General features: G+C 62.9%; 18 protein-coding genes and 1 pseudogene. 8 read left to right on the top strand and 11 right to left on the bottom strand.

Annotated features, from left to right (window positions below; all coding sequences use genetic code 11):
- A partial coding sequence (locus tag ENZ75_RS03090; RefSeq protein ID WP_348630596.1) for an amino acid--tRNA ligase-related protein occupies window positions 1–195 on the top strand: 195 nt, incomplete at its 5' end.
- A gap of 116 nt (window positions 196–311) precedes the next feature.
- Here the strand turns inward: ENZ75_RS03090 and ENZ75_RS03095 are convergent.
- Entirely contained in the window at window positions 312–1,502 is a 1,191-nt protein-coding gene (locus ENZ75_RS03095) for a hypothetical protein (RefSeq protein WP_063167753.1), read from the bottom strand.
- Between the two features lie 103 nt (window positions 1,503–1,605).
- Entirely contained in the window at window positions 1,606–1,875 is a 270-nt protein-coding gene (locus tag ENZ75_RS03100; RefSeq protein WP_127423385.1) for a hypothetical protein, read from the bottom strand.
- On the opposite strand from ENZ75_RS03100, the gene parC reads away from it, so the two are divergent.
- Both parC and ENZ75_RS03110 read left to right on the top strand, forming a co-directional pair.
- Window positions 1,831–4,083: a DNA topoisomerase IV subunit A gene (gene parC, locus ENZ75_RS03105; RefSeq protein ID WP_063167754.1), complete on the top strand. Its 2,253-nt coding sequence runs from the start codon at window positions 1,831–1,833 to the stop codon at window positions 4,081–4,083. The two genes, ENZ75_RS03100 and parC, sit on opposite strands and share 45 nt — an antisense overlap.
- 272 nt (window positions 4,084–4,355) lie before the next feature.
- Window positions 4,356–5,570 (top strand): AI-2E family transporter, encoded by a 1,215-nt coding sequence (locus tag ENZ75_RS03110; protein WP_063167755.1) that lies wholly within the window; start codon window positions 4,356–4,358, stop codon window positions 5,568–5,570.
- Window positions 5,571–5,605: 35 nt separating this feature from the next.
- Here ENZ75_RS03110 and ENZ75_RS03115 read toward each other — a convergent pair whose 3' ends face one another.
- The 3 genes from ENZ75_RS03115 to ENZ75_RS03125 all read right to left on the bottom strand — a co-directional run bounded on the left by ENZ75_RS03115 (window position 5,606) and on the right by ENZ75_RS03125 (window position 8,006).
- Complete coding sequence (locus ENZ75_RS03115) at window positions 5,606–6,502, bottom strand: DMT family transporter (protein ID WP_128277883.1); 897 nt, start codon at window positions 6,500–6,502, stop codon at window positions 5,606–5,608.
- 128 nt (window positions 6,503–6,630) lie between these two features.
- A complete protein-coding gene (locus tag ENZ75_RS03120) occupies window positions 6,631–7,395 on the bottom strand; it encodes an arginyltransferase (RefSeq protein WP_013532274.1) in 765 nt (254 codons plus the stop codon).
- Between the two features lie 140 nt (window positions 7,396–7,535).
- Complete coding sequence (locus tag ENZ75_RS03125) at window positions 7,536–8,006, bottom strand: RDD family protein (protein WP_063167757.1); 471 nt, start codon at window positions 8,004–8,006, stop codon at window positions 7,536–7,538.
- Between the two features lie 203 nt (window positions 8,007–8,209).
- Here ENZ75_RS03125 and sthA point away from each other — a divergent pair, with 203 nt between their 5' ends.
- A complete protein-coding gene (gene sthA, locus ENZ75_RS03130) occupies window positions 8,210–9,598 on the top strand; it encodes a Si-specific NAD(P)(+) transhydrogenase (RefSeq protein WP_063167758.1) in 1,389 nt (462 codons plus the stop codon).
- Between the two features lie 26 nt (window positions 9,599–9,624).
- On the opposite strand, the gene ENZ75_RS03135 is transcribed toward sthA, so the two are convergent.
- Window positions 9,625–10,293 carry an alpha/beta hydrolase gene (locus ENZ75_RS03135; protein ID WP_063167759.1) on the bottom strand — a complete coding sequence of 223 codons (669 nt, stop codon included), beginning with the start codon at window positions 10,291–10,293 and terminating at the stop codon, window positions 9,625–9,627.
- Window positions 10,294–10,493: 200 nt separating this feature from the next.
- Between ENZ75_RS03135 and ENZ75_RS03140 the strand changes: the two genes are divergently transcribed.
- Window positions 10,494–11,750, top strand: coding sequence for an OpgC family protein (locus ENZ75_RS03140; RefSeq protein ID WP_082826437.1), 1,257 nt, complete (start codon window positions 10,494–10,496; stop codon window positions 11,748–11,750).
- Between the two features lie 2 nt (window positions 11,751–11,752).
- Here the strand turns inward: ENZ75_RS03140 and ENZ75_RS03145 are convergent, their stop codons facing one another.
- Window positions 11,753–12,832, bottom strand: a complete 1,080-nt coding sequence (locus ENZ75_RS03145) for a substrate-binding domain-containing protein (RefSeq protein WP_063167760.1) — start codon at window positions 12,830–12,832, stop codon at window positions 11,753–11,755.
- Window positions 12,833–12,914: 82 nt separating this feature from the next.
- Between ENZ75_RS03145 and ENZ75_RS34235 the strand changes: the two genes are divergently transcribed.
- Window positions 12,915–13,343 carry a hypothetical protein gene (locus ENZ75_RS34235; RefSeq protein WP_164746092.1) on the top strand — a complete coding sequence of 143 codons (429 nt, stop codon included), beginning with the start codon at window positions 12,915–12,917 and terminating at the stop codon, window positions 13,341–13,343.
- Between the two features lie 33 nt (window positions 13,344–13,376).
- On the opposite strand, the gene ENZ75_RS03160 is transcribed toward ENZ75_RS34235, so the two are convergent.
- Window positions 13,377–13,751: a DUF423 domain-containing protein gene (locus ENZ75_RS03160; RefSeq protein ID WP_024504690.1), complete on the bottom strand. Its 375-nt coding sequence runs from the start codon at window positions 13,749–13,751 to the stop codon at window positions 13,377–13,379.
- Window positions 13,752–13,779: 28 nt separating this feature from the next.
- A complete protein-coding gene (locus ENZ75_RS03165; RefSeq protein ID WP_063167761.1) occupies window positions 13,780–15,039 on the bottom strand; it encodes a multidrug efflux MFS transporter in 1,260 nt (419 codons plus the stop codon).
- A 165-nt stretch (window positions 15,040–15,204) separates the two neighbouring features.
- On the opposite strand from ENZ75_RS03165, the gene ENZ75_RS03170 reads away from it, so the two are divergent.
- Together ENZ75_RS03170 and ENZ75_RS03175 are read left to right on the top strand one after the other, a co-directional pair.
- Complete coding sequence (locus tag ENZ75_RS03170) at window positions 15,205–15,870, top strand: GntR family transcriptional regulator (RefSeq protein ID WP_063170207.1); 666 nt, start codon at window positions 15,205–15,207, stop codon at window positions 15,868–15,870.
- A gap of 152 nt (window positions 15,871–16,022) precedes the next feature.
- The gene (locus tag ENZ75_RS03175; protein WP_244497772.1) at window positions 16,023–16,217 is read left to right on the top strand and encodes a DUF982 domain-containing protein; all 195 of its coding nucleotides are present in this window, start codon (window positions 16,023–16,025) and stop codon (window positions 16,215–16,217) included.
- A 66-nt stretch (window positions 16,218–16,283) separates the two neighbouring features.
- Here the strand turns inward: ENZ75_RS03175 and ENZ75_RS03180 are convergent, their stop codons facing one another.
- Both ENZ75_RS03180 and ENZ75_RS03185 read right to left on the bottom strand, forming a co-directional pair.
- Window positions 16,284–16,436 (bottom strand): hypothetical protein, encoded by a 153-nt coding sequence (locus tag ENZ75_RS03180; protein ID WP_013532262.1) that lies wholly within the window; start codon window positions 16,434–16,436, stop codon window positions 16,284–16,286.
- A gap of 176 nt (window positions 16,437–16,612) precedes the next feature.
- Window positions 16,613–16,823 (bottom strand): annotated as a pseudogene (locus ENZ75_RS03185) (aldo/keto reductase); the annotation flags it as partial.

The following is a 16,823-nucleotide window of genomic DNA, read 5'->3' on the forward strand; positions in this document are numbered from 1 at the left end:
CCGCATGGCGGCATGGCCGCCGGCGTCGACCGCGTCGTCATGCTGCTGCTCGGCGCCAAGAACCTGCGTGAGATCACCATGTTCCCGATGAACCAGCAGGCCTATGATCTGTTGATGAATGCACCCTCGGAAGCGAGCCCGCAGCAGCTTCGCGACCTGGCGCTGCGCGTTGCCGTGCCCAAGAAGGACGCCTGATCGCGCGCTTTGGGCGATGCTTTAAAGAACCGCCCGAACCGATTCTTTCGATTCGCTAATCCCAAGAAAAAGCCCGGCATCGCTGCCGGGCTTTTCGCATAGCGAGATCGCTTCGATCAGTCTTCGTTGGCCTTGACGGTGACACCGAGCGTCTTGGGCAGATCGAGCGGGTTGGACATGGCACCCGCCATGATCAGCGCGAACGGCACGGATGCCGGCGGCTCGGCCGAGATTTCGAGGCTCTTCGGATCGTCGAGGAATTTGCTGACCGCGGCCGTAACCTGCGCAGTCAGTTCCGGATTGTTGAGCTGCGCCATGCCGAACGGCACGATCGCCTTGGCCTGGTTGGCGATGTCCTTGCCGGACATGCCTTGCTGCTTGCCGACATAGTCCAGAACCTTGTTGGTCAGCGAATCGTCGTCGAAGCGGATCGAGGCGCTGTTGAACGAAAGCTGCTGCAACAGGCCGAGCATGGCCATGCCTTGCGCCGAATTGTCGGCGCCTTCCGGCTGTGCCGCCATCTTCTTCTGCATTTCCTGCAGCGACTTGATGAAGTCCAGCGTGTAGCCGCCGAGATTGAAGGTCATGCCGAGCGTGCCGGCATTCTCGACCGAGATGTCGTATTTCGACAGTTCCATCTTGCCGTCCGTGGGCTGCCAGGTGCCGGCCATTTCGAGATTGCCCGCGATGTTCTGGTAGCCGAGCGCGTTGATGACTTCCTTGGACTTGGGATCGTCCACCAGCGTCAGGTCGGCATTGAATTTTTCCGTGGTGGCGGTGAATTCCATCGCCTTGCCGTCCGCCGGCGGCGTGATCTCGATGGCAAGCCCGTCCATCGAGAAGGCGGTCTTGTCGGCGACCTTGACGGTCATGTTCGAGAGTTCGGCGGACTTGTACATCATCAGCGAGCCCAGCGGGCCGGTGGAACCGTCGGCCGGAACTGTCATGTCGTGGATGACGAAGGGGCTGAGGTCGAGGGTGACGCCGTCCTTGCTGTGTGTGAAGGCAGCCGTTGATACGGTGGCGATGTCATAGCCGCCATTTGCCTCGGTCACGCCTTCGAGTTTGACGTCGCCGATGGGAAGCGCTTCCTTCTCCGCCGCCGGTTTGATGGCAACGCCCTGCAGCACCATGCTGGTGTTGTCGCCGGTCACCCCGGTCCAGGTGATGTCGACACCTTGTGCGACAAGCGCTGCCTTCAGCCGGTCGGCCACTGCCGTATCCTGTGCGAGGGCCGCATTCAGCGGCAGCGTGAGCAAGAAGGTCGAAAAAGCCAGTTTCTTGAGAATTGAGCGTTTGATTGTCATCGCAAGGTCCCTGAGAGTGTCCTGAAATTGTTTTTTCAATTATTTGCGCCATCACCATTCCGTGACGAACTGGACCGGAAAAAGGCGTGTCCCGGCACATTGGTCAAAAATCGCGGTGAAAGGCAAACCCGATCCCACCGTCTTTGCGCAAACCGGTGAATTTGTCATGAAGAGCCGATAGCCGGATATCGTCGCGCTTGGCGATAGAGCCCGCATGTAACAGGCTGATGTTGGCCGACATCCGCTGGGGTATGGTTTCATGTTGCAGAAAGGCCGGTATCTCCGTCGGGCTCTTGCCGCGAATCACCCGCTCGGCTAGTCCGAGCCCATGGGAAAAAGGCTTTTGCCGCCTGAAAATGGCGGTGGCGATCACATCGAGCCGGTCGATCTGAAGAAGGCGCTGGAAGAGCGCTATCTGGCCTATGCGCTGTCGACCATCATGCACCGGGCGCTGCCCGATGTGCGCGACGGACTGAAGCCGGTCCATCGCCGCATCATGCACGCCATGCGCCTGCTGCGGCTCAACCCCGATCAGGGCTTTGCCAAATGCGCCCGCATCGTCGGCGAGGTGATGGGCAAGTTCCACCCGCATGGCGACCAGTCGATCTATGACGCGCTGGTGCGGTTGGCGCAGGATTTCTCGATGCGTTATCCCCTGGTCGACGGGCAGGGCAATTTCGGTAACATCGACGGTGATAACGCCGCCGCCATGCGCTACACCGAAGCGCGCATGACCGATGTGGCGACCGAACTTTTGTCCGGCATCACCGAGGATGCCGTCGATTATCGGCCGACCTACAATGAAGAAGACGAGGAGCCGGTGGTTTTGCCCGGCGCCTTTCCCAACCTTTTGGCCAACGGCTCGTCCGGCATCGCGGTGGGCATGGCGACATCGATCCCGCCCCACAACGCCGCCGAGCTTTGCGATGCCGCACTTCACCTGATCGAAAACCGGGACGCGCCGGTGGCGAAGCTGATGGACTTTGTCCAGGGGCCGGATTTCCCGACCGGCGGCATCATCGTCGACAGCCGCGCCTCGATCCTCGAAGCCTACGAAACCGGTCGCGGTGGCTTTCGCGTGCGCTCGAAGTGGTTCCAGGAGGACCAGGGCAGGGGCACCTGGAGCATCGTTGTCACCGAAATCCCGTACGGCGTGCAGAAGGCGCGGCTGATCGAGAAGATCGCCGAGCTGCTGATGGCGCGCAAGCTGCCGCTGCTCGAGGACATCAGGGACGAAAGCGCCGAGGACGTCCGCGTCGTGCTGGTGCCGAAGAGCCGTTCGGTCGACCCCGGCATCCTGATGGAATCGCTGTTCAAGCTGACCGAGCTCGAAAGCCGCTTCCCGCTCAACATGAATGTGCTGTCGCGCGGCAAGGTGCCCAACGTGCTGTCGCTGAAGGGCGTGCTGCAGGAGTGGCTCGAGCACCGCCGCGAGGTTTTGGTCCGCCGCTCGAAACATCGCCTCGGCGAAATCGAAAGACGGTTGGAGATACTTGCCGGCTACCTGATCGCCTACCTCAACATCGACGAGGTGATCAGGATCATCCGCGAGGAGGATGAGCCAAAGCAGGTCATGATGGCCCGCTGGTCGCTCACCGACACCCAGGCCGAAGCCATCCTCAACATGCGGCTGCGCGCTCTGCGCAAGCTTGAAGAATTCGAGATCCGCAAGGAATTCGACGGCCTGAGCGCGGAGAAAAAGCAGATCGAGGCACTGCTTGCTTCAAACGAGAAGCAGTGGGCGACGATCAAGTGGGAAGTCACCAACATCCGCGACAAGTTCGGTCCGGAGACCGAGCTCGGCAAGCGCCGCACCCAGTTCGCCGACGCGCCCGAGCATGATCTGACCGACATCGCCCATGCCATGATCGAGCGCGAGCCGGTCACCGTCGTCGTCTCGGAAAAGGGCTGGCTGCGGGCGATGAAGGGGCATCTGGCCGATCTCTCGACGCTGACCTTCAAAGAGGGCGACAGCCTCAAGCTCGCCTTCCATGCGCAGACCACTGACAAGGTGCTGGTCTTCGCCACCGGGGGCAAGTTCTACACCATCGGCGCCGACCGGCTGCCTGGCGGGCGCGGCCATGGCGAGCCGATCCGCATCATCGTCGATATGGACAATGACCAGGACATCGTCACCGCCTTCGTTCACGATCCGAAGCGCAAGCTGCTGCTGGCCTCGCACGACGCCAACGGTTTTATCGTGCCGGAGGAGGAAGTCGTTGCCAACACCCGCAAGGGCAAGCAGGTGATGAACGTCAAGGCGCCGGACGAAGCCAAGCGCTGCATCCCGGTCACCGGCGACCATCTCGCCATCGTCGGCGAGAATCGCAAAATGCTGGTGTTCGCGCTCGCAGAGATTCCGGAGATGGGCCGCGGCAAGGGCGTGCGCCTGCAGAAATACAAGGATGGCGGCCTTCTCGATCTCAAGCCGTTCACGCTGGAGAGCGGCCTCTCCTGGCAGGATTCAGCCGACCGCACCTTCACAAGGTCGCGCGAGGAACTGGCTGAATGGATCGGCGCCCGTGCCTCGGCCGGACGCATGGTGCCGAAGGGATTCCCGAGGACGGGGAAATTTGGGTAGCGAGTGAAGCTGCCGATCCCCCCTCGTGGGGGAGATGCCCGGCAGGGAGAGGGGGGCGCTGTCCCGCCGACGGTCGAGTTCACAGATACTCGATTGGTTTGCGGCTCACGGTCCAAATCCAAGGCCGCGATCCTTCACACCCCCCTCTGTCCTGCCGGGCCTCCCCCACGAGGGGGGAGATTGGCAGCTTCACCATCTCATTTGGACTATCGTCACGATTGCTGCACTATATCAGTGCATAGACAGGAGGGGTGTTTGGGAGAGCCAGGCGTTTGAAGGAAGCAAGAATCCAGAAACCGGAACGGCAGCAGCGCCTCTTCGGCCTGTCGACGCCGCTCAGGGCAGCCGTCATCCCGCCGCTGTCGGCGGCACGCTGGCTGCTGGTGCTGATCGTTGCCGCCGGCGTCTATTTCTTCCACGGCTTCCTGTTTCCGGTGCTGGCGGCGCTCGTCATCGCTTTCGCCAGCTGGCCGCTCTACCGCCGCCTGCTTGTCGCGGTCGGCGGCAACCGCACCATCGCCGCGACCTTCGCCATCCTGTTCATCCTCGCCTTCCTGGTGATCCCGATCGCGCTCGCCGGCACCTATGCGATCAACGAGGTCCGCGAATGGGTCGCCTGGGCGATCGAGACCAACCGCCACGGCGCGGTGACGCCACACTGGATCGCCACCATGCCTGTCGTGGGCGAGTGGCTGAACGAACAGTGGACCACCAATTTCGGCCATCCCGGCGGCATTGGTGAGCTGATCCAGCTGGTCAGCGGCGCTAATATCGGCAGCATCTATCGCGGCGTGCTGGCCGCAGGCGGCAGTGCTTTCGGCCTGCTGTTGACGCTGCTGTTCATGATGATCGCGCTGTTCTTCGCCTATCGCGACGGCGAGCACTTTGCGGGCCAGGTCGACCGTCTCGGCGAGCGCATCCTGCCGACCAGATGGGAGCGGATTTCGCGCGTCGTGCCGGCGACGATCTCCTCGACCGTGACCGGCATGACCGTTATCGCCATCGGCGAAGGGCTGGTGCTGGGCATCGCCTACTGGCTGGCCGGCGTGCCGTCGCCGGTCACGCTTGGCGCCCTGACCGGCGTCATGGCGCTGATCCCCGGCGGCGCACCGCTGTCCTTCACGCTGGTCTCGATCTACCTCGCCGCCAGCGGCTCGCCGATGGCCGGGCTGGCACTGTTCCTCTGGGGTGCGGTCGAGCTGTTCATCGTCGACAAGACACTGCGTCCGAAGCTCGTCGGCGGGCCGATAAAACTGCCCTTCCTGCCGACCTTTTTCGGCCTGATCGGCGGCGTCAAGACTATGGGTTTCCTCGGCCTGTTCATCGGCCCGGTGCTTATGGCGCTGCTCGTGGCCATCTGGCGCGAATGGCTGCGCGAAGTGGAGCTGGCCGACGAGACGGCCGCCGATTCGGCGGCCGAAATCGAGTCCGGTCCGCAGATCGAGGTCCTGCCGGAATCCAATGCGGCGAAGAAAGCCAGCGCCTGATAACGACCGGCTTTGCGCCGTAAGCCGAATTGTCGCTAGACCGGGTGATGCACCGCGAAGTCGACCCGGCGCTTACGCCCTTCATGCAGCTGCCAGAGCGAGTGTGCGACGAGCGTGACGATCAGGATCCCGCCGCCGATCAGGCTGTTGCGGGTCGGTGCCTCGGCAAAGATCATCCACACCCAGACCGGCGCCAGCACCGTTTCGAGCAGGTAGAACATCGCCACTTCCGGTCCTGAAATGTATTTCGGCCCGGCGGCAAGGCAGAAGAACGAGATCGGCATGATGATGGCGCCGTTGAAGACGATCCACCATGGCGCGTTCACATGAAAGCCTTCGCCTGACACCATGAAGACCGCCAGCGCGAGCGGCAGAAGGACGCCGACGAGCGAGGTGAATCCCATGTCCTTGCCGCTGGCGCGCGAGATGGTGATGGCCACCGCGATGAAGAAGGCCGAGCACAGCGCCATGAAATCGCCGAACAGCTTGCCGGTGCCGACCGAGCCGCCGACGATGACCAGCACGCCGAGGATCATGATCGCCATCGCCGCGATGGTCACCAGCCGCGGCCTCTCGCGCAGGAATATCCAGGACAGCAACCCCGCAAAGACGGTGTTGAAGGCCAGGATGAACACCAGGTCGGCGGTCGAGGTGTGGTAGACGGCGGTGACGAAGGTGATCCCGGTCAGCCCGTAGCATATCGCCACGATCAGGCCGGACCAGCCGGGGATCAGCGGCGGGGCGTTTCGGCTGAGTGCCCGCCAGACCGACCAGATGACCATGGCCGCGACGAAAGTTGTGCCGGGGCGCAGCAGCATGATCGTCCATGCGCCACCGTCGGCGAGGCGGATCAACGGTATGTCGACAGTCAGCGTGAGCCCGCCGATGGCGGTTATCAAAAGACCTTTCTGGTGATCGTGATGAGAGGACATGCAGGAACTTTCGCAATGAAATGCAGGCTGGCGGCCGGCCGGTGCAATGGCGCACTCTCTCCAGCCAACCGGCTGAAAGACCAGCATCCCCTGCCTTGAAACAGTTTAAAGGCGGACCTTGGAAAAGCTCAGCGTGAAACCGCTTCGTTGGTGTAGCGCTCCCAGCCCTTGGGGCCGAGATGCTCCTGCGGCATGAAGCGCATCTTATAATTCATCTTGCGCGAGCCGTTGACCCAGTAGCCGAGATAGACATGGGGCAGGCCCATCGCCCTGGCGCGGGCGATGTGGTCGAGGATCATGAACGTGCCGAGCGACCGCTCCTCGAAATCGGGATTGAAGTAGGAGTAGACCATCGACAGGCCGTCGGCCATCTTGTCGGTGAGCGCCACCGCGATCAGCTCGCCCTGTCCCTTGCCGGTGATGAAGGTGTCAGGTCCGCGCCGCCGATATTCGATCACCTTGGTGTCGACATGGGTGTCCTCGACCATCATCGCATAGTCGAGCACCGTCATGTCGGACATGCCGCCACGGCGGTGGCGGGCGTCGAGATAGCTGCGGAACAGGGAATATTGTTCGGTCGAGGGCTCGGCATTGTGCATGTAGCCGACGAGATCGGAATTGTGCTGCAGCACGCGCTTCATGTTGCGGCTGGCGACGAATTCCTGGGCGAGGATGCGTACCGAAACGCAGGCGCGGCAGGTCTCGCAGGCCGGCCTGTAGGCGATGTTCTGCGAGCGCCGGAAGCCGCCTTGCGTCAACAGGTCGTTCATCTCCGCCGCCTTGTCGCCAACCAGGTGCGTGAACACCTTGCGCTCGAACTGGCCGTCGAGATAGGGGCACGGCGACGGCGCGGTCAGGAAGAACTGCGGCGACTGGGTCGGATGCTGCGTCATCGAGCCTTGGAAACACTCCTTCGAATCGCTCTACCTTTGGCGCGGATGGCGAAAAATTCAACAGGATTATGTGGGCGCGGTCGACTCGACGCCTTCACATTTGTGCTCAATCGGTAGCGACTGCTCTTCAGAGGGCCGTTTCAGCGGTCGGTGCGGCTGACGACCGTGCCAAGTAAAAGATCGTGCAAGGTGCGTTTGCGGTCGGAAAACAGCGTTACCAGCAGGACAAGCGGCGACAGGATGACATTGCCGGCCCAGAACAGCACCGAATGGACAACCGCAGTGAGGCCGTCGATCGGCCTGCCGTCGAGCCGGTCGAGCCGGATGCCCATCATCTTCATGCCCGTGGTGGCCTGATCGGTGCTGCCCAGCGTGTTCCAGATGTAGAGGATGGCCACAGTCGGCAACAGGATGCCGAACAGCATCCAGCCAAGCCCGAGGGTCAAGAGCCCGAGGAAGAACACCAGAATGGCAAACGGGATGGTGAGCAGCGCGACGATGACATAGTCGATCATGAAGGCGAAGATGCGCTTCGTGCGCACGCCGTCATAGGCCCTGACATCGTCGAGCCTGCTGGTGATGATTTCGCCGTCGAGAACGCGCGCGTTCATGTCATTTCCTCGTAACAGGGCCACGGCATAGGGTGCGGACCGCTCAGCCATGAAATGGTGAAGGCCTGTGGCGGAATCAAGATCGCGCTTCCAGCGGTGCTCCAGCTTCGATGGCGTCGGGCCCGATGTGAACTGGTTGAATTTGCGGCGCGGATAGCATTAGCTTGTTGCGGCGCAGCAGAGCGCACAGGGGACGGGGCAATATGGACTACGACATGCTGGTCATCGGCAGCGGCCCTTCCGGCCGCCGTGCCGCGGTGCAGTCGGCCAAGCTCGGCAAGTCCGTGCTGGTGGTCGACCGCGGCCGGCGTCTGGGCGGTGTCTCGGTGCATACCGGGACCATCCCATCGAAAACGCTGCGCGAAACGGTGCTCAATCTTTCGGGCTGGCGCGAGCGCGGCTTCTACGGGCGCGGCTACCGGGTCAAGCAGGATATCTCGGTCGGCGATCTGGTCGAGCGCCTGCACAAGACGCTCGACCATGAGGTCGAGGTGCTGCAGCACCAGTTCATGCGCAACACGGTCAAGAGCGCTCGCGCCGCGGTGAAATTCCTTGGCCCCAACAAGGTCAGCCTGACATCAGACACTGGCGATTACAGCGAGGTCGGTTTTACCAATGCGCTGATAGCGGTCGGCACCAGGCCGCACCGCCCGCGCGACGTGCCTTTCGACAAGACCCGCGTCTTCGACAGCGACGAGATGCTGGAGCTTGATCGCTTGCCGCGCACGCTGACCGTGATCGGCGCCGGCGTCATCGGCGTCGAATATGCGACGATCTTTTCCGCGCTCGACGTGCCGGTAACCTTGGTCGAGCCGCGCAACTCCATCCTCGATTTCGTCGACCGCGAGATCGTCGACGATTTCATCCACCAGATGCGCGATCGCGGCATGACCATCCGGCTGGGCAGCGCGGTGAAGGAGATCCGCTCCAAGCCGGACGCCGCCGAAGTGGAACTGGCCGATGGCCGCACCATCCGTTCCGAGGTTGTGCTCTACGCCGCCGGCCGCACCGGCAATGTCGGCAGCCTGGGCCTGGATGTCGTCGGCATCGACGCCGACTCCAGAGGGCGCATCAAGGTCGATCCGCAATCCTTCCAGACCAGCGTGCCCAACATCTATGCCGCCGGCGACGTCATCGGCTTTCCGAGCCTGGCCTCGACTTCGATGGAGCAGGGCAGGGTGGCCGCCTGCCATGCCTTTGGAGTGCCCTTGCCGCCGCCGCCGGAAACTTTCCCCTATGGCATCTATGCGGTGCCGGAAATCTCGACGGTCGGCCAGTCCGAAGAACAGGTGCGTGAGAGCGGTGCGGCCTACGAGGTCGGCGTGGCGCGTTTTCGCGAGACCTCGCGCGGCCACATCATGGGTGTCAACACCGGCTTCCTGAAGCTGCTGTTTTCGATCGAAACGCGCCGTCTGCTCGGCGCGCACATCATCGGCGAGGGCGCCACCGAGCTCATCCACATCGGCCAGGCGGTGATCAATCTCGGCGGCACCGTCGACTTCTTCGTCAACAACACCTTCAACTATCCAACGCTCGCCGAAGCCTACAAGATCGCTGGGCTGGATGCCTGGAACCGGATGGGAAGAGGGTAGGCCGGCTGGTCGTGGCGGCGAGCCTGTCAGCCTGCCTGCGCCACCGCCGCCGGTCCCGCCAGCCATTGCCTGACGATTGCCGCGTCGGCGCTGCCGAATTCATGACCTGATGAGACAATCCTGGCGTCGATCTCGGCGCCATGCCGACTGAGCAATGTCACCAGAGCAGGGGCGAAAGGCGCATAGGTGAGGTCGGCGGCGCCGGCGATCATCAGCACCCGCACCTTTGACAGCTCCGTCGCCGGCACATCATCGAGCACCGGCATCGGTCGCAGCAGCGCGGCGCGTTCGACAAGGCCCGGATGCAGCAGCATCAGGCTCGAAACCAGATTGGCGCCGTTCGAATAGCCGAGGAAAATTGTGCGCGAGAGGTCGAGATGATGGCGTGTGGCCGCGTCAGCGACGAAGCCCGCAAAGGCCTCGGTTTCGGTGCGGATGCTCGCCTGTTCGAAGCGCGTCGGCGTGATCCGCGCGAACCAGCGGAAACCATCCTCCTGGACAACGCGGCCACGCACCGCGACGAGCGTGGCACGCGGTGCGATCTCTCGCGCCAGCGGCACCAATGTCGTCTCGTCGACACCCGACCCATGCAGCAGGAAGAAGCAGTCGCCCGTTGAATCCGCCGCGCCGTAAAGCCGGTAGTGGAAGGCGAGATCACGCCGCAACGCACCATCTTGTGAGGTCTCGTCGATCATCGACCATCCTCTTGATTATATGACTTTTCGCTCAATTTGCCGGCTTCAAAACGCAATATTTTCAAGCCCCGCGAAAGTTGATTGAACCGGGCGCATTACAGTCCGTTTCTCCGCCGATAACATCCTTCGGGAGGAATCGAAGCGGTGCGCCGGGGGTCGCATTGCCGGTATGAACAACCAGCTTTGAGGCCTTTTTGTCGATGACCACCCAGATTTCCCCGGACCGCGATGCGCGTGTCCCAGACCGCGAGGCGCGTGTCCCGGACCGCGAGGCGCGTGTCCCGGACCGCACTGAGCGCGACACGCGCATCGATGTGATCCGTGCTCTCGCCTTGTTGACCATCTATGTCGACCATGTGCCGGGTACCGCCTTCGAGTATCTGACATACAAGAATTTCGGCTTTTCGGATGCGGCGGAGGTCTTCGTGCTGATCTCGGGAATCTCGGTCGCGCTCGCCTACGGCAAGAAATTCCAGCCTGGAAACCGGCTGCTGGCAACTTTGAAGATGTTGCGCCGCGCCGGTGTGCTTTATGCCACCCACATCGTCACCACCATGGTGGTGATGGCCATTTTCTGCGCTGCGGCAGTGTTTGCCAGGCGGCCGGAGCTTTTGACGATGATCAACATCGAGCCGTTGATCAAGAATACGCCGCAGGTGCTGATCGGCATCGTGACGCTCGGCCACCAACTTGGGTACAACAACATCCTGCCCGTCTATGCGGTGCTGCTCTTGCTGGCGCCGCTGTTCCTGCTCATTGTCAGCTATCGGCCGGTCCTGGCACTGGTGGCATCCGGCGCCCTGTGGCTGGTCGCGGGGATTTATCAGATTGCTCCGCCCAACTACCCCGAGCCCGGCTTCTGGTTTCTCAACCCGCTGTCGTGGCAGTTCCTTTTCAACATCGGCCTGGCGGGCACGCTGCATGTGCGTCGCGGCGGCACCATCCCGGTCAATCGCTGGCTGGTTGGGGCGGCCTTGGCCTACACCGTTGTGGCCCTGGTCTGGGTGCACAGCCCGCTCTGGGGGCATATCTCCTGGTTTGGCCTGCCTCCGGTGCTGACCGGTTTCGACAAGACGTTCCTGTCGCTGCCGAGGCTCCTGCATATACTCGCAGTGAGCTACCTGATCGTGGCATTCCCGGCGATCTCGAATCTGTTTCGCACCGGGCGCGATCATCCGCTTGCCATATTGGGCAAACGATCGCTGCCGGTTTTCATTGCCGGCACGGTGCTTGCAATGGCGGCGCAGGTGCTGAAGCTGATCAATCCGGGCGGATTTGCCTATGACAGCCTGTTGATATCGGCCGGCATCGTCATGCAGTTCGCGCTCGCCTACTATCTCGAATGGCTATCGGGCCTTGGCTGGTCCGCCAAAAGCAGGCCGGCTCACAGCGCCGCACCGCCCGTCCATGCTGCATCCTTCGCGATGCCGGGCATGGCGACAAGAATGGGCCGTTGAGCTCAGGTGGGCGAGGGGCCGGATGAGGCCCGCACCACGAGTTCGACCGGCAGCGATTGCCGGCTGAACGAACCATCATTTTCAAGGATCGCCTTGACGGCAAGGCGGCCCATCTCGGCGATCGGCTGGACGATCGTGGTCAGCGGCGGCTTGGAAACCGCCCCTTCCGGAACACCGTCGAAGCCGACGACAGAAACATCGCCCGGTACCGCAATGTCGTGCTGCCGCAGCCAGTCCAGCGCATGGAGCGCCATCCTGTCCGACATCGCCAGGATGGCTGTCGGCGCCTCGGCACCGGCGAAAATATGGTCGAGGCCGGCCCACACGCTCTTCTCGTCATTGACGGTCTCGTAGATCGGCACACGCGAGACGTCGATGTCGACGCGGGAGAGTTCCGCGAAATAGCCACGCAAGCGGTCCCGCGTAGCGGAATAGAGGGCCATTTCCACCTGCTCCCTTGTGGTAGGGCCGAAGCCTGCGTCGGCACAGGGCAGGGTAAGCACGGCAAAGCGGCGATGTCCGAGTTCGGTCAGGTGGCGGGCCGCCAGGCCGGCACCGGCGATGTTGTCGACGCCGATCGCCGCGACCGCATCGTCGTCGTCCGAATCGAGATCGAGCGCCACAAAGGGGAGCTTGCGTTCGCGCGCCAGTTGGACCAGCTTTGAGCCGCCATCGACACAGAAGACGATGAAGCCATCGACCAGCGCACTCTGGATGTTCCACGCGAGCTGCTCCCCATTGACGGCGGAGACCAGCGAAATCCCCGCACCGGTCGCGTCACAAGCCTGCGAGATGCTGGCCATCATCACCCGGGCAAAGGGATCGTCGAAGAAATAGGAGAGGGGTTCCGCGGTCGCGACACCGATGGCATTGACCTTGCCGGCGCGCAGCAGCCGGCCCTTGGGATCCGGTCCGCCATATCCCATGGCCTCGGCTGCCGCCTTGACCCGTTCACGGACCTCCTCGCGCACGATCTCCGGACGGGCGAAGACGTTGGACGCGGTGCCGTGCGACACGCCGGCTGCCTTGGCAATGTCCGCCAGCCGGACCGGTCTTGTCTTTGCAGAGATAAGTGGCGCCATCTTCGTCTCCTGAATTCTTCCCATTTAACACTTTCGTTGGATCGGTTCAAATTTTGGCTTGATCGTGGCTTCGATAGGGCCTATGTTTGAATCGATCCAAGGAAACGCCTGCTGGCAGAATTGGATCGATTCAACATCAAGTAGGGACTTGTGTCATGCATCCCGTCAATTTTCTGTTCGAAGACATTTACCGCAACGACTGGAGCATCTCGTCGAACACCGCGACGCAGAAGCGCCGCGGCAAAACCAGTCTATGGGTCCGCGAGTTGCGGTTCCTTGTGGAGCGCAAGCGGAGCTGATCGGGGTCGGTTTTTCGCACCTCTCGATTGGATCGATTCAGGCGCTGAAAGGAGCGCACATCATGCATCCCGTGAGCTATCTATTTGAAGACATCTATCGCAACTATTGGGGCATCGCGCCGGCTTCCGAACGGCCGGAGCGGCATCGGTTGGCCAAGCTGCGGCGGCGCAATCGCGAATTGCTTATCAAGCCCGAGCGCCGGCAGGATTAGCCGCCACGCTCGACGTTTGGTGCCGGCGGGCGTTCAGGACCGCACGCGCACCAGCGCCGAGGCAGCGATCGCCAGCCAGCCGGCAATGAGCAGCGTGCCGCCGATCGGCGCCGACAGCGGGAATAGCCGCGACCCGATGAAATCGCGGGCCAGCAGATCGCCGCAGAACAGCAGAAGCCCAACCAGCAGGATTAGGCTGCCGATGCGCAGGATCCGGTTCGCGCCAAGCAATCCGGCGGCAAGGAAGACCGGCGCATGCATCAGCAGGAACGATGCGGCGGTGCCAACGAAGGCGCCGCCGAGATGCGCTGCCGCGGCCGACAGCGCCACGCCGGCAGCACCGCAGAAGCCCCCGGCCAGGACGAGGATACGGCTGCTGTTGTCGGAAGGTCGTTCGGCTGTGCTCATGTTTGGGGCCCTGTGACGCCCAACCCCGTCAGGGCTTGCCGGCGTGGGCAAGCATGTCCTGCTCGCGGCGTGACTGTGCCAGCCAGTTATACACCGCGCCGCCGGCCATCAAGACGGATGTGCCCAGAAACACCGAACGCATGCCGAAATGACCACCGGCAAAGCCGCCGAGCAAGGGGCCGGCGACTTGCCCGACATATTGGGCGGAGATCGACAGCCCGAGCACATTGCCGCCGACCCCATCGGGAACATTGTGGCGGATCACGCTGGTGATGCAGGGCAACAGCCCGCCCAGCGCCAGACCCATCAGGAAGCGCAGGCCGATGAGTTGCCAGCTCTGCGTGACGAAGGCCTGCGGGATCAGCAGCAGCGCCGAGACGGCAAGCGCGCCGATGATGACGTTCCAGTGGCCGACGCGGTCGGCGAGCTTGCCCAGGCGCGAGGCCGACAGGATGGCGCCAAGGGCCGCCGCCGACATGACGACGCCTGATATCAGCGTCACGCGGCTCTGGTCCTCGATGAGCTGCTGCACATAGACGGTGATGATCGGCTCGATCGACATGGTGGCGAAGCTCAACAGCATGCCGGTCGCCAGCATGGCGACAACAGGCCGTTTGTCGGGGATTTGTGACCAGCCGCCTTTCCGCTTCTGCGTCGCTGCGGCGTCTGCTGTTTTCGGCCGGGGATTCTCCTTGATCAGAAACGTGGTCGCCAGGAATGCCAGGAAGATGACGCCGCCGGAGAGGAGAAAGGTGGCGCGGATGCCGATCAGCGGCGGCAGGGCGCCGCCAACCAGCGGACCGACCAGAGCCCCGCCCGTGATGCCGGCCGACAGCAGGCCCAACGCCCAGCCGGAACGCTCCTTCGGGGTCTGCATGGCGACGAGGATGGTCGATCCCGAGGAGTAGCCGCCGGCAAAGCCGATGAGCAGCCGCAGCAGCACCAGCTGCCAGACCGTCTGCACCATGCCGGTCAGCGACATGCATATGGCCATGCCGAAGCTGGCGCGAACCAGCATCACCTTGCGGCCATAGCGGTCGCCGAGACGTCCCCAGAGCGGCGCCACCAGCGCCGCCGCGAAGAACGTCGCGCCATAGGCAATCCCCGACCATTGCACGATCGCCGCGTGACCCTCGGCACCCAGCTGCTCGATATAGAGCGGCAGGAACGGCAGAAGCAGCGTCATGGCGACAAGCGTCGAAAACGAACCGGCGAAGCACACGAACAGATTGCGCCGCCAGTGGATGTTGTAGGTGCTGTCGTTCGCCGGGGGCGTGCTCTGCTGCATGTCGTGTGTCCTGTCCCAGCAACTCTTTTATCGATGCTTGCTGCGGATACCAATTTGGGATACCAAGATGGTGCACGTCATGGACGCAAGCTTGGCCGCTGTCAATGCAGCCTGTCGAACGTGATCGGCAAGACGATCGCAAACGGCCAAAAGGTGGAAACGACAATGTCGCAGATGCACAGCGTCGAAAAACAGCTTCGGCAGATGATCCTGGGCCTCGAGATCGGTCCCGGCGAAAAGCTGACCGAGCGCTGGATCGAGAGCCGTTTCGGTGCATCGCGAACCCCGGTCAGGGCAGCACTGCTGCGGCTCGAGACCGAGGGGCTGGTCGGCAGGGACGGGCGCGGCTGGACGGTGTCGCCGATCAATCTGGCTGAACTCGAGCAGATCGCCGTCTACAGGGAGGCGGTCGAGGTTGCGGCAGTTCGCCTGACATGCGGCCTGGCGGACCGGAGCGCCATCGATGTCATCCAGGCGATGCTCGAATCCTGCGACAACGACACGCCGCGCGAGGAATGGCATCGCGTCGGCATGGATTTTCACATCGAACTGGCGCGTCTGTCGGGCAATGAATTCCTGTTCCGGGCGGTCCGTGATGCCATGACACGCCTGTCACGGGCGCGCTGGCTGGAGGTTCGCGACGAAGCGGCCCTCAGCCGCGCCTGGGCCGAACATCGCGCCATACTGGCGGCGGCACGCCGTGGCGACGCCGATGAAGCCGCGCGCCTGCTCTCGGTCCACATTGTCGGCAGCCGCGACCGGCTGGTGACGTCGCTCGCCAACGATCGGCGCGGTCTTCGCGCCAGAGGCTTTGCCGTCGTTGCTGCTTAAGGTGGATGAAGGGGCGCAAAGCGGCGTCTGGACGTGTGCGCACTTTCGCCCTCGCTTCGCAGACGCCGATGGCGTAAGGAGCGGCGATGGAAAACAACCGATTTGAAACACCTGTGACTGTGAAGTCAGTCGCGGCGGGAAGCACTCAGCTCTTGCGCACGGCGCGTGAGGCTTCCGACTACCTCCTCAACAGCTGGCCCGGCAAGCGCAGCCCCAAGCATCGCGCGGCCCTGCAGGCCTGCCATGACGCACTCGCCGGCGACAAGCCGGCGATGAACGCCAGGCGCGCCTTCATTGCGGCGGCGCGCGAAGTGGACGTCTTTGTCAGCGACAAGGCGCCGGCCTGACACAAGGCGACATCCGAGGCGGCAATCCGGATTGAGGCACGGCCCGCATCTGCGGGCCTTTTGCCGTCACTTTGCCGTTTCGGTTTCGGCTTCAGTCTCGTCTTCGGGCTTCGAACGTTCCCTCGCTGCAACCTTGGCTGCCAGCTTCTCGGCCTTCTTGGCCGCCTTCTGGCGGTCGCGTTCCTTGCGTTCCTGATCGTAGTTTGGTGGTCGCGCCATATCGGCTCCTTTTTCACTGCCTCGCGGCTCTGGTCCTGCCTAGGAGCATTAGCCGTCAAACACAACAGCTGAAGCGATAGTGCGTCGATGATGGCCAGGCTTGCAAGATGCGCGCCGCAATGATGGGGCCATGCCCATCATTGCGGCGGCGATACCTATCGCCATCGATTTGCCGATCAGATGCCGCTTCGGTCAATCACCAGATCGGCGGCACCAAAGCGGTCCTTTGCCGTCAGCTGCTGGTGCCAGTAGGGATAGAGCAAGGGCGGCCGGCTGACCGCGTCGAGGCGCGCGCGCTCCTCGTCGGAAAGCACCAGGCTTGCCGCCGCGATGTTGTCCAGGAACTGCGTTTCCGTCCTGCCGCCGATCACCAGGGAACTGATGGAC

This window comes from Mesorhizobium sp. M7A.F.Ca.CA.002.04.1.1 (assembly GCF_004022805.1).
In the GTDB taxonomy this organism is placed as follows: Bacteria; Pseudomonadota; Alphaproteobacteria; order Rhizobiales; family Rhizobiaceae; genus Mesorhizobium; species Mesorhizobium ciceri.

Bases quoted from the DNA above. Each gene is read 5' to 3' on its own strand.
- ENZ75_RS03140 (WP_082826437.1), top strand. From the start codon at position 10,494: ATGACCACCCAGATTTCCCCGGACCGCGATGCGCGTGTCCCAGACCGC.
- ENZ75_RS34235 (WP_164746092.1), top strand. From the start codon at position 12,915: ATGTTTGAATCGATCCAAGGAAACGCCTGCTGGCAGAATTGGATCGAT.
- ENZ75_RS03125 (WP_063167757.1), bottom strand. From the start codon at position 8,006: ATGAACGCGCGCGTTCTCGACGGCGAAATCATCACCAGCAGGCTCGAC.
- ENZ75_RS03165 (WP_063167761.1), bottom strand. From the start codon at position 15,039: ATGCAGCAGAGCACGCCCCCGGCGAACGACAGCACCTACAACATCCAC.
- ENZ75_RS03145 (WP_063167760.1), bottom strand. From the start codon at position 12,832: ATGGCGCCACTTATCTCTGCAAAGACAAGACCGGTCCGGCTGGCGGAC.
- ENZ75_RS03160 (WP_024504690.1), bottom strand. From the start codon at position 13,751: ATGAGCACAGCCGAACGACCTTCCGACAACAGCAGCCGTATCCTCGTC.
- ENZ75_RS03135 (WP_063167759.1), bottom strand. From the start codon at position 10,293: ATGATCGACGAGACCTCACAAGATGGTGCGTTGCGGCGTGATCTCGCC.
- parC (WP_063167754.1), top strand. From the start codon at position 1,831: ATGGGAAAAAGGCTTTTGCCGCCTGAAAATGGCGGTGGCGATCACATC.
- ENZ75_RS03115 (WP_128277883.1), bottom strand. From the start codon at position 6,502: ATGTCCTCTCATCACGATCACCAGAAAGGTCTTTTGATAACCGCCATC.
- sthA (WP_063167758.1), top strand. From the start codon at position 8,210: ATGGACTACGACATGCTGGTCATCGGCAGCGGCCCTTCCGGCCGCCGT.
- ENZ75_RS03120 (WP_013532274.1), bottom strand. From the start codon at position 7,395: ATGACGCAGCATCCGACCCAGTCGCCGCAGTTCTTCCTGACCGCGCCG.
- ENZ75_RS03170 (WP_063170207.1), top strand. From the start codon at position 15,205: ATGTCGCAGATGCACAGCGTCGAAAAACAGCTTCGGCAGATGATCCTG.
- ENZ75_RS03095 (WP_063167753.1), bottom strand. From the start codon at position 1,502: ATGACAATCAAACGCTCAATTCTCAAGAAACTGGCTTTTTCGACCTTC.
- ENZ75_RS03180 (WP_013532262.1), bottom strand. From the start codon at position 16,436: ATGGCGCGACCACCAAACTACGATCAGGAACGCAAGGAACGCGACCGC.